This window comes from Bacteroidota bacterium (assembly GCA_035506275.1).
Lineage (GTDB): Bacteria > Bacteroidota > Ignavibacteria > UBA10030 > UBA8401 > JAGVPT01.
The window spans coordinates 208001-220641 of sequence record DATJPT010000002.1 but is presented as its reverse complement, the minus strand read 5'-3'; the positions used below and the strand labels follow the sequence as shown (position 1 = coordinate 220641).

Here is a 12641-nt window from a genome sequence, read left to right as displayed (position 1 = left end):
TTTCATTCTGACGGGCCGGGCTGGAGCATGGGCAGGACAGGATTGGAACACGTCGGTCGGAGTACCGACCGGCTGGTATTACTGGCTGCCGCCGAACGGAGGGAATGACGGTCTATTGAACTCCGGTTTCGAGAACACCGTGGTAACGAACTCAACTGCACATTCCGGGACCCACTCCCTCATGTTCAACATGCCGGCCGGGCGTCAAGCTCACGACGGTTTTGTCGGAACGAAACTGATCCCGTTCGCCAATCTCGATGCCGGTACAATACATCCGGGCGACAGCGTGCGTGTCACCGTCTGGATCAAAGCAAGCGGTTTGCTCCCCGATTCCGCAGCGGCGCATCCGACAACGTGGGCGGTGGGAATTACGCCGCAGTGGTCGGCGATGTACGGCAACAACGACGGCTATAACACTTCCGGATCGGACTATCAGTTCGTATTCCCGGCCGTGACCTCGTTTGATTGGACCAAATACACGCTGGATCTTATCGTTCCGGCCGGAGTCGTTGCGCTGGAGACACGGTTGCACGTCTATTCGACGTTTGTCGGGACCGTGTATTTCGACGACCTCGATATTGAGAAGATCAGCACCACAACGGGTGTCAAGACTGCGGGAGGCAATACTCCTCACGTCTTTGACCTTTCCAATAACTATCCAAACCCGTTCAACCCGTCGACGAAAATAAACTACAGCATTCCGAAAGACGGCATGGTATCGCTGATTGTCTATAATGTTCTCGGACAGCAAGTGCGGACGCTGATCAGTGGTCCCATGACTGCCGGGCAATATTCAATTACGTGGGACGGCCGCAACAACGCAGGCTCGACGCTGAGCAGCGGCGTGTACTTCTACCGTCTCCAGGCCAATGATATGGCCATCGTGAAAAAAATGCTCCTCCTGAAGTAAGCGCTCAACAGGGCGGGGTATTTGTGAAGATGCCCCGCTCTCTAGTTTTTCGTTTTCCAAAACAAGGTCTTGCTGGAGTAGGATGAGAATATTCGCTACTACTGTTTCCCTCTTGTTGATCGTTGCTCTGGCGGCGTTCGGAGGCACGACCGGCAAGATTTCCGGGAAGGTCGTTGACGCTCAGACAAAAGAACTCCCGATCGGCGTCAACATCGTTATTGTAGGAACGACACTCGGCGCATCGTCGGATGTGAATGGGGAATACTTCATCATTAATATCCCTCCGGGAACGTACCAATTACGGGCATCGGCTGTCGGCTACGCGCCGCAAACCGTCGACAACGTTACCGTTTCTGCCGACCGCACCACGCAGATCAGCTTCGCCCTTGTGCCGCAGGGCGTTGAAATGAACGTGCAAGAGGTTGTCGCCGTGCGGCCGCTCGTCCAGAAGGATCTGACTTCGACGACCGCGACCGTTACGAGCGATGAGATCGCAGCCCTTCCGTTGGAGACCGTTTCGGATGCAGTGAACCTTCAGGCTGGCGTGGTTGACGGGCATTTCCGCGGCGGACGCAGCAACGAAGTGAAATACCTGATCGACGGCATGTCCGTCAATGACGTCTTTTCGGGAGATTTTGAGCTCGAGGCTGGCATCAACTCCGTGCAGGAAGTTCAGGTGCTCAGCGGCACGTTCAATGCCGAGTACGGCGAAGCCTTGTCAGGGGTTGTCAACGAGGTCACCAAGACGGCGCATGATAACTATGCGGGAACATTCTCGGCGTACACGGGCGACTATCTTACGACACGCACAGGCCTCTTCCAGAACATCGATCACATCTCCCCGGCGGATCTTCAGGACTATGAAGGTCTGCTGAGCGGCCCCATGCCGGGCATTGGCAATTTTATGAAATTCGTTCTCTCCGGCCGCTACTACTATAACGACGGCTGGCTCTACGGCAAAAGAGTGTTCAATCCGTCCGATTCTTCCAACTTCTCAGCCAACAATCCTGCGCAATGGTACATCGGGGCAACCGGCGACGGCAAGTACGTCTCGATGAATTATCAGAAACGCGCGAACCTACAGGGCAAATTTACATTTGATGTGGGGAGCGCAAAGGCCCTCACCCTGCAGGCAATCTATTTCGACAATCAGTACCGGGACTACGACCAGCAATTTCAGCTCGATCCCGACGGAGATTACACACAGTATCAAAAGAGCCTTCTGACCATCGCCAGCTATACGATTGTGTTCGGCAATTCGGCGTTCATGGACATCAATGCCTCGGGTTTTGATTCGGAATACAAAGAATACGTGTACGAGAATCCGCTCGATCCGCGTTATGTAAACCCGACACGGCTGATGGATGCCGGGGCAAATGCATTCCTGACAGGCGGCACGGAAAACTGGCACTTCTACCATCATACAAATACCTACACAGGGAAAGTTGATTTTACTTCACAGTTGACAAACGTCCATCAGTTGAAGGCGGGCATCGAGACGGATGTCCATTACTTGAACTATATAGATTATCAGATCCACGTCGACGCTTCGAGCGGATTTGTACCGGCGCTGCCGGCCCTAGGCTCTTTCGATTATAATAAATACGAGAACATGCCGTACCAGCTGGCCGCCTATGTTCAGGATAAGATTGAATTATCGTATCTTGTCGTGAACGTCGGCCTGCGGTTTGATTATTTCGAGCCGGACGGCAGCACGCTGAGGAATCCTAATGACATTGCAGAGCTTGACCCGCTCCAGTCCCCCTTTCCGGATTCGCTTGTGACGAAAGCTTCTCCGAAATATCAGCTCAGTCCGCGTGTTGGTATCTCCTATCCCATCACCGACCAGGGAGCGGTCCACTTTTCGTACGGCCATTTCTTCCAGATCCCGGCGTTCGAGTATCTCTATAAGAACCCCAACTTCCGCATCCCGCTGACCGGTAACTACCCGGATTACATCGGCGACGTCATCGGCAACGCCAATCTGCAGCCCCAGCGGACAACCATGTATGAGGTAGGTTTGCAGCAGGAACTCGCCCCCAACCTTGGCCTTACGGTCACGGGATATTACAAAGACATCCGCAACCTCCTGGGTCTTCAGCTCTTTCTCAAAAACAATTTTGTGCAGTTTGGAGAGTACATCAACACCGACTACGGCGCTGTCCAGGGTTTCACGATTTCGATCGACAGGCGATTGACGAACGGCTTCGGCGCCAACCTCGACTATACGTACCAGGTTGCCAAAGGAAACGCCTCGGACCCTGAGGACGACTATAACAAGGCGACGGCAAATCCTCCGATCTCGATCAATACGGTGCTTGTGCCGCTGAATTGGGACCGCCGCCACTCGCTTAACCTGACGCTCACGGCCGGGGACCCCCACGACCTGCTCGCCAGCTTCATAGTTCGGCTCGGTTCGGGGCTCCCGTACACTCCGGCGTTGGAGAACGAGCGGACCGGTCTGGAAAACAGCGGCAATATGCCGATGTTCTTCAACACGGATATGTACATCACAAAGTACTTCGACATGTTCAACCTTCCGCTCTCTCTCTTTTTGAAAATCTACAACCTTTTTGACACGCCAAATGAAAACAACGTCTATACCGACACAGGACGAGCAGGGTACACGCTTGCGCTAGTACAGGCGGAGAGGGCGGCACAGCCTGTTCGCGGCGACAATACCCTGCAGCAATTTTATTCGCGTCCCGATTTTTATTCCGCGCCGCGCCAGGTTGAAATCGGCGTGTCGTTAACATTCTAAACAATTATGGGCCACAGTCCGACAAACAAAGCCTCGAAAAAGATCTCTACGATGAGACTGATGATCGCTGCGCTTGTGTTCAGCGCCCTGAACTTTCATGCAGAAGCTCAGGAGCTCGTTGACACGTCCAAAGGAAACCACAACTGGACGAAGCTTGGACTCATGGACGGTAATCTCGTCGAGACGTGTTTCTACAATTTCGGGGAAGTGGCGGATTGGAAGAATGATCCTACCATGAGCGGCGTCTGGCCGAAGGGAACAAATCATACCTACATCGACGGTGTCGCGGTGGTGGTTCAGGCCGAGACCGTAGTGAACGGCGACACGATCCATCCTCTTGAGACAAATTACTACGAGTATACCCGCTACAACGTGTCAACCGGCGTCACGTACGGCTGGTGGCCGCTTCCGAACTACGCGAACCAGTACCAGTCAAGCCCCGCCCGCAGCGATGACCCCACGACCTGGCCTCCTCACTGGCCCGATCGTCCGAGCACGTGGGATGGAAGATGGAACGGTTTTTTCGGCAACGGCGTGCAGAATGCCGACCTCGAAACGTATTTTGTGATGGACGATAATGAAGACCGCCAATATCTCCTGACGAACCATTTTTATCCCGATGCGTCTGATTCAACCCGCGGCGGATTGGCGATGCAAGTGCATGCGCGGGGCTTTCAATGGTCGCAGGTGCTCGCCGAAGACGTCATCTTCTGGCTTTACACGATCACAAATGTAGGGACAACCGATTACGCAAAGACTGTTTTTGCGCAGTATGTCGACTGGGGCATCGGAGGCCACGACAATTCGTCGAACAATGCCGGGGATTACAATTTGGACCTGAATCTCTCGTATTCGTGGTCGACGGTGGCCCAGGGAAGTCCGGGAAACTGGAGTCCGATCGGCTATTCCGGATATGCGTTCCTCGAAAGCCCCGGCATTCCGGACGACCACATCGATAATGACAGGGACGGCCTCACCGACGAACGGCGGGACAACCTGGCAAAAGATTTCATTACTGACGTCAACAAGGACCCCTTCATCGTTAATGTTCAGCAAGACACCGCCCGCTTTCATGCATTTTACGGCTACTCCTGGCGGCCGCATTGGGACGCAGATGAAAATGCTAATTGGGTTTCCTATACCGATCTGAACCATAACGGGAAATGGGATCCGGGGGAGCCGCTGAACGATGATGTCGGCACCGACGGATTAGGACCACTCGACTCAGGGTATCCCGGCCCCGATCCTGACGGGACAGAAGGAAACGGCAGGCCGGACCCGGGCGAACCGGATTTTGGCGCGCTTGACAAAGACGAGTCGGACCAGATCGGCCTGACCGGCTTCATCATCGCTGCTGTCCATACCTACGACTTGAATAACGACGAGCGGAATTGGACAGCGTTTACTTCCGCGCCGCAGCCCCACGGAGGATCGCTCCTCGGCGTCAACCTCGGAAATTGGTTCTCGAGCTATTTCTTCCACATGAATGGCCGGAACACGTACAGCACGACGCTGGGCGCCCCGCAGCTGACCGGCGAGACGCAGACATTCTCGATGTCCCTCCTCTTCGGTTTGAACGCCGACGATCTTTTCCTGAAGAAGAAAACTGTTCAGTCGATCTATAACGCGAACTACCAGTTTGCAAAGCCGCCGAACAAGCCCACGATCAAAGCCGTTGCGGGGGACCATAAGGTGACGCTCTACTGGGATAACGCGGCCGAGCTGACATGGGACGCGTTCTATCAGAGATATAGTTTTGAAGGGTACCGAGTGTACCGGAGCACCGAGCCGAATTTTGTGGCAGATATGACCGTCACTGACGCCTACGGGACGCCGACCTACCGGGTTCCGATCGCGCAGTACGACCTTATTGACGGGATCAAAGGCCTGGCCGCGATCGGTATCAACGGCGCATACTTCAATCTTGGCGATGACTCCGGTCTGCAGCACTCGTTCGTCGACTCGACGGTCCAAAACGGACAGACATACTATTACGCAGTAACGGCGTACGATGCCGGCTACTCAACGACGAATATCGCCGGCCAATTAACGGGCATCCCGCCGTCTGAGACTACCGCGATCATAAAGGTCGATGTTAACGGCAATGTCAAAACAGACATCAATACAGCGGTCGTCACGCCGCACGCCCCCGCTTCCGGCTATGTTGCGCCGAATGTAAGAGTGAACATTGCCTCGGGACCAGGGACCGGGTCGCTGGGCGTCGGCATTCTTGACCCGGATTCGGTGGGAAATAATCACACGTACCGGCTTGAATTCTTTGACTCCACCGCCTTCCACACGAATCCCGATCCCTGGTACGTGCTTCTTGACAAGACAACCGGTGATACGGCCATCAAGCTGACCCAATTACTGACTGCTCAGCAGCAATCGCCTATCGTGAAGGGGATTGTTTTGAACATCACGAATAGTCCAAACGTCGCGATCGATCCGGCCAACACCAAGTGGGAACAAGGGAACAGCAACTACGTTGTCCTGACTGGGTTTGACTCGCGGTTCGCTCCGGCGTTCCAAGCCAGCCGGGTGTACTATCCCGCCGATTACGAGGTGACGTTCACCGCAAAAGGGCAAGGTGATCTTTCGTTCCCATCATCCAGTTTCAGCGGTCCGCAGCAGTCGAATATCATCATCAAGAACCTGACAGAGAACATCGATCACGTTCAATTCATCTTTGAAGATGTCAACAACAATCAGGTCTTCGACGCTGGCGACGCGATCTTCATCGTGTGCGGTGATTCTGCGGGGAAGCCCGCGACCGATTTCTCCAGCGCCAAGAAAGCCTGGTCGATGACGCTGGCGATGGACACGACAATTGCGGCATCGAAACAGCGGGCCCCTCAAGCAGGCGATGTCTACCGGATCTCCACCTTGAAGCCGTTCCGGACCGGCGAGTACTTCGAGTTTACGACAACGGCGCCGTCGCTCAACATCCAGCAAGCGAAATATGACATCAAAAAAGTCTCTGTGGTGCCGAATCCGTATGTGGGCGCAGCCTCGTGGGAGCCTCAAACGACGCAGGTCGGCCGAGGTCCGAGGCTCATCTATTTCATTCATCTGCCGAGCAAATGCACAATTCGCATCTACACCATGAGCGCGCAGCTTGTGCAGACGTTGTATCACAACAGCAACATTGATAACGGGCAGGAGCCGTGGAATCTCGTCTCACGCGACGGCATGGATATCGCGTTCGGCGTGTATGTGTTCCACGTCGATGCCCCCGGCGTCGGGTCGTTCATCGGCAAGTTTGCGGTTATGAAATAATGAAGCCGGAGTCCATTTTCATGAACAAACGTCTGCACATCATTCTCCTTGCCGCAATACTCCCGGTCGCGGTGTACGGGCAAAGCGCCGTCGACGTCTCGAAAACAGGGACGACGGCAGCAACGTTTCTGGAAATCTCCGTCGGCGCTCCGGCGATCGGCCTCGGGGGGGCATTCGTGAGCCTCTCCAACGACGCCACGGCCCTCTACTGGAACCCCGCGGGCATCGCCAAACTTACCGGCAGCGAAGCAGTTCTTTCGCATACCGATTGGATCGCGGATACAAAGTTCGATTTTGCCGGCATCGTCCTTCCTGTGGGGAGTTTCGGAACGCTCGGGTTCAGCCTCACCTCCCTGAGCATGGCCGATATGCCCGTGACCACGGTGGAAATGCCGGATGGCACAGGAGAGTATTTCAGCGCCGGTGATATTGCCGCCGGGCTCTCCTATGCCCGGCTGCTCAGCGACCGTTTTTCCGTCGGCTTCACCGCGAAGTTCATTCAGCAATCGATCTGGCACGAAACAGCCGACGCGTTCGCAGTGGATGTCGGGACGTTATTCAAGACGGATCTTTTTGGCGGTATGGTCATCGGAGCGACGTTGTCGAATTTTGGAACGCCGATGACGCTGGCGGGGAGCGATACGCGGCAATTTCTTCAGCTCGACGCAACAAAGCCGGGGACGAACAACCAGATCCCGGCAGACATTGAAATGAATTCATGGGACCTGCCGCTCCGGTTCCAGATCGGCGTCTCGACGAACGTTGTGGACAACGAGACCTATCGATGGACAGTTGCGGTCGATGCGATCCACCCGAACGATAATTACGAGAGCGTCGATGTCGGAACCGAATTTGCGCTGCGCGATTTCATTTTCATCCGCGCCGGATACCAGTCGCTCTTCCTGAGTCAGAGCGAAGGGGGGCTTTCACTCGGTCTGGGCGTTACCTCCAGCCTCGTTTCCAGCAGCTCATTGGTAAAGTTCGATTACGCGTATCGTGATTACGGACGGCTTGAAGGCGTGCACTCGTTCTCACTTGCCGTTCGATTTTAGGTGAACTTGTGAACACCAGAAGCTGTGAGCGGAAGGGACATATCTTTGCGCTGGCCAGCGCGCTTATCATCACCGCCTCTTCGTTCGCAACAGCCCAGCCCTCCTCAGACTTGCCGTCAAATTTCTATCTCGACCCGAAGTACAATTCGGTTGTTCTTGCCGACATAGGTCCGTGGAATGTTACCGCCCAGGAATTTCTTCTGAGCTATGAGTATGGTCCCGCGTTTACAAAGCGCTCCGCCGACTCGAAGAAACATTACCTCACCTATATGATCTATGAAAAGCTTCTCGCCCTGGATGGATATGCTCGCGGGCTGCAGTCCTCCCCCATTGTGAAAGAAATTCTTGACGAGGTCGAGGCCGACCTTGCGACCGAAGAGCTCTACAGGGACGACGTGCTGGGGAAGGTGAAGATTTCCGACGCGGACGTCGAGCGGGGCGTTTCGAAGGAGAATGTGCACCTCGGCCTCAAGTGGCTTTTCTCGCCGTCGAAGGAGGAAATATTCAGGGAAGCGAAACTTCTGCGCAGCGGCACACCGTTCGATTCCCTTTTTGCAGCGGAATGTCCCGATTCCGCTTCAATCGAAAACCGTTCGATGCAGTCGACGCGGTTCCGGCTTCAGATGAAGAACCCGGCGCTCGCCGCTGCGATCGACTCGCTTCGTGCGGGGACTCTGACTCCGCCGATCAGCGCTCCCGACGGATGGTACATCATTAATATTGTCGATGCCTGGAGCGATCCGATCGTCACCGAAACCGAGAACATGAAGCTCCATGAAGACGTCCGCCGCGCCCTGCTGCAGCATGTGTCGGATTCGCTGTCGGACCAGTATGTGCACCGCATGCTGCTCGGACAGGATCCCGTCATCGACAAGGAGGCGTTCGAGCTGGTGCAGGCATTTCTCGGGAAGAAATTTCTTCCTGCGGAAAAATATGCTTCCTGGGAATTGGGGAAAAAAGGCTCCGCGCTGGAACGCCGCCCGGACTCGATAGAGTTGTACAGACCGAACGTCCTCGTGAGAATGAAAACCGGCATGTTTCACGTCGGCGACTTCCTCGATTGGGAAAAGCCGAGAGACCCCTATATTCGGCTGGATTTGAAATCTCCCCGTGCGTTCGCTGCTTCGGTTGAAGATATTATCTGGCGGATGGTGCGCGACAGGATGCTGACTGCGGAGGCGTACCGGAGGGGTTTGCAGAAGCAGGAGAGCGTGGTCAAACAGACCCAATGGTGGAGGGAAAAGCTGGTCTACAAGGCGGAGAAGCTGGCAATCGACGACAGCATCAAAAGGGACGACAGCACGGTCATGGCCTACTATCACGAACACGAAAAGGACTATCGGGATGCGAAAGGAGACATCCGACCGTACGCCGAAGTGAAGGAGGACGCGGCACGCGATTCGTATCTGTACCAGGAGACAAGCCTGCTCCTTCATCGCATCCTGAAGCTCAAGCAGAAATACGCCGTGAAGATCAACGACGACGCGTTGAAGGATCTCCGGGTCGACGTCGAAAATTCACCGAGAGCGATCGATGTCTACACGGTGAAGAAGGGGGGGATATTTCCTCACACAGCATTCCCCTCCATCGATTATGAATGGCAGGCATGGGATTGACCGCCGATGAAGAGCTCGCTTCGAAATGGATCTGTTTGTTTTCTTCTGCTCGTCTGCTTTGCGGCATGTTCGGAGCGGCATGAGACCTCCTCGCCGCACAGCTCCGCCGTGATCACACTCACCTACTGGCCCGCCCCCAATCCTCAGGAGATCGAGCTTGCCGATTCGATCGTAAAAATGTGGAACCGCGCGCATCCTCTCATTCAGGTGCGGATGCAGCCCATTCCCGTCAGCCAGTCGACCGAAGAAGTTCTCCTCGCCGCCATCGCCGGAAAGACGACTCCGGACATCTGCTCGAATATCAATCCCGCGGCCATGAGGATGTACACGACGGCCGGCGGGTTGATCGCGCTTGATGGTTTTCCCGATTTTGATTCGGTCGCCCTGAGGCGCACGCCGGGGGATCTGCTCCGCACGTTCAGGAACGAAGACGGCCACTACTATCAGATACCGTGGAAAACGAACCCTGTGATGATGTACTACAACATCGACATGCTGAAGGCCGTCGGCGTCAATCAGGTTCCCCGGACCTATTCGGAGTACTATGCCGCCGCAAAGAGGGTGACGCGGTCGACGAAAGGTAACGGGCAGATCGATGTATGGATGGGGGAACGCGATATCCGCCCGATCTGGTGGGAACGGACCTTCGACGTCTATCCGTTCTATATCGCGGCATCGGGGGGAAAAACGCTGTTCGATCAGGATCGTGTCGCGTTTGAGAATCATACCGCCGATAGCGTGTTCGGATTTTTCCAGGAGTGCTACACGCAGGGATATTTTCCCCGGACTTTTTTCCAGGGGGGAGATCCGTTCCTCCTCGAGCGGAAGGCGACGCATTTTGCCGGCCCTTGGGAGATCGCGACCATCAGCAAGTTCGCCCCGGCTATGCATTACGATGTCGCCCCGCTCCCCGTGCCGGACGGTTTCACCGGCCCGGTGTATACGTCGGGAGACTATAAGAACATCGGGATCTTCAGCTCGAGCGAGCACCGGAAAGAATCGTGGGAATTCGTCAAGTTCCTGATCACCGCCGAGCACGACCTGATGATGCTCGACATCACGAACCAGGTTCCGGTCCGCGGAGATCTTTTGACGAACCCGTTGTTTAAGAACTATTTCGCCAAGAATCCGATCATGGTGAAATTTGCCCGGCAGGCGGTCTATACGCGCGGGATGGATTCCGTCGTTGACCTGAAGGAAATTTTCGACGCGATCTCGCAGGAGTATGAGATCTGCGCCGTCTACGGCCGGAAGTCTCCTGCCGAAGCGGTGCGCGATGCCGCGCAACGGTGCCGCGATATTATAGAGTGGAATCAATGAAGCGACGGTTAAACATCCTCGATGCTGTTCGCCACAGTGAGCGCAACGGTTACGCCTTCGTTCTGCCGTACGTGATCTTCTTCCTGTTGTTTGTCGCGTACCCGCTTGTCTTCTCTTTTATTTTGATCTTTCATCGGTGGAATATCGTCACGCCGATGCAGTGGATCGGTCTGAAGAATTTTCAGCACCTCGCGTCCGATCCGCAATTTTTCAAAGCGATGCTGAACACGTTCGTCTTTCTCCTCATCCACATTCCGCTGCAGATCGTGGCGGCGCTCGGGTTCGCCCTTCTGCTGCACACGAAGGGGATCTTCCGGGGATTCTTCCGGGCTGTGTATTTTCTCCCCGTGGTCGTTTCGGGCGTTGTCGTCACCATCCTCTGGCAGAACCTCTATTCATTCGATTCCGGGGTCCTGAATTCCATTCTGAACATTTTCGGCATCCCCAAAGTCCCCTGGCTCATCGACCCGGGGATCGCCATGCCGTCGATCGCGATCATGGCGACGTGGAAGAACGTCGGCATCTACATCGTCCTCTTTCTTGTCGGCCTGCAGAATATTCCGAAAGAGCTCTACGAGTCGGCGAGTTTGGACGGTGCGGATAAGGTGAAGCAGTTCTTCAAGATCACGCTGCCGATGCTGAACTCCACCATGGTGCTCATCGTGGCCCTCTCGACCATCGGCGGATTTTCTCTCTTCATCGAACCGTACGTGCTGACCGGCGGCGGACCGATGCAGAGCACGATGTCCGCCATGCTCTATATTTACAACCAGGCGTTCTATTTCGGACATATGGGATATGCGGCGGCCCTCGGTTTTGTTTTTGCACTCGTGATCCTCGCAGTGGTGCTGCTGCAGCGCAAAGTCGTGGAGGCGGACCCGACATGATGAAATCAGCCCTAAAATTCTTTTGCCTTTTGGCCGGCGCGGTTGTCTTTGCGTACCCGTTTCTCTGGATGCTCGCCGGTTCCTTCAAACCCGAGCTGGAGATCAACAACCTGTCGCTCTGGTCGCCGCGGGTGTCGGTGCACAGCTATGAACAGGTGCTGACGAAGATCCCGATCGCAAGGGCCTTTCTTAACAGCGTCATCGTCTCGCTCTCGACCACCGTTTCGGTGGTCCTCTTCGGGTCGATGGTCGGATATGCCCTGGCGCGCCTCCGCTTCTTCGGCAGCAAGCTGTTGTACGCGCTCATTCTTTTTACCATGATGATCCCGTTCCAGATCACCCTCATCCCCCAATACATTCTCATGGTGAAGCTCGGTTTGACCGATACATATGTCTCTCTGATCGCGCCGACGATGATGAGCGCGTTCAGCATCATCGTCTTCCGTCAGTTCTTCATGACGCTGCCGCAAGCCCTGATCGACGCGGCGCGCGTGGACGGCTGCTCGGAGCTGAGAATCCTGTTTCTGCTGATCTGGCCCCTTTCCCGCGCGGTGATTTTGACCGTGGCGATTCTCACGTTCATGGCGAGTTGGAACGATGTTCTCTGGCCCCTCATCGTCGTCCGGGAGCGAACCTTGATGACGATGCCGCAGCTCGTCACGATCTTCGTCATCGGCGGCGAGGCGGAGTCCCAGCTGGGGATGCAGCTTGCCGCCGCGACGCTGCTGGCCCTTCCGGTCGTCGTGGCGTATTCGTTCTTCCAGCGCTACTTCATCGAGAGCATGGCCTATACCGGCATCAAAGGATAGAACGATC

Annotated in this window: 8 protein-coding genes; all 8 read left to right on the top strand. The window is 55.3% G+C overall.

Annotation, left to right across the window (positions count from 1 at the left end; translation table 11 throughout):
- Positions 1-910: FlgD immunoglobulin-like domain containing protein (locus VMF88_01290; GenBank protein HTY09679.1), on the top strand; the 910-nt coding region annotated here is incomplete at its 5' end.
- A gap of 82 nt (positions 911-992) precedes the next feature.
- Positions 993-3671, top strand: a complete 2679-nt coding sequence (locus tag VMF88_01285; protein ID HTY09678.1) for a TonB-dependent receptor — start codon at positions 993-995, stop codon at positions 3669-3671.
- Positions 3672-3722: 51 nt separating this feature from the next.
- Positions 3723-6950 (top strand): hypothetical protein, encoded by a 3228-nt coding sequence (locus VMF88_01280; protein ID HTY09677.1) that lies wholly within the window; start codon positions 3723-3725, stop codon positions 6948-6950.
- Positions 6951-6970: 20 nt separating this feature from the next.
- On the top strand, positions 6971-8002 hold the full coding sequence (locus VMF88_01275) for a PorV/PorQ family protein (protein ID HTY09676.1): 1032 nt from the start codon (positions 6971-6973) through the stop codon (positions 8000-8002).
- Between the two features lie 8 nt (positions 8003-8010).
- Positions 8011-9618: a hypothetical protein gene (locus tag VMF88_01270; protein ID HTY09675.1), complete on the top strand. Its 1608-nt coding sequence runs from the start codon at positions 8011-8013 to the stop codon at positions 9616-9618.
- Between the two features lie 6 nt (positions 9619-9624).
- Positions 9625-10938, top strand: coding sequence for an extracellular solute-binding protein (locus tag VMF88_01265; protein ID HTY09674.1), 1314 nt, complete (start codon positions 9625-9627; stop codon positions 10936-10938).
- On the top strand, positions 10935-11825 hold the full coding sequence (locus VMF88_01260) for a sugar ABC transporter permease (protein HTY09673.1): 891 nt from the start codon (positions 10935-10937) through the stop codon (positions 11823-11825). The genes VMF88_01265 and VMF88_01260 overlap by 4 nt, the downstream gene beginning before the upstream one ends.
- Positions 11822-12634 (top strand): carbohydrate ABC transporter permease, encoded by an 813-nt coding sequence (locus VMF88_01255; protein ID HTY09672.1) that lies wholly within the window; start codon positions 11822-11824, stop codon positions 12632-12634. The genes VMF88_01260 and VMF88_01255 overlap by 4 nt, the downstream gene beginning before the upstream one ends.
- Positions 12635-12641: the final 7 nt, after the last annotated feature.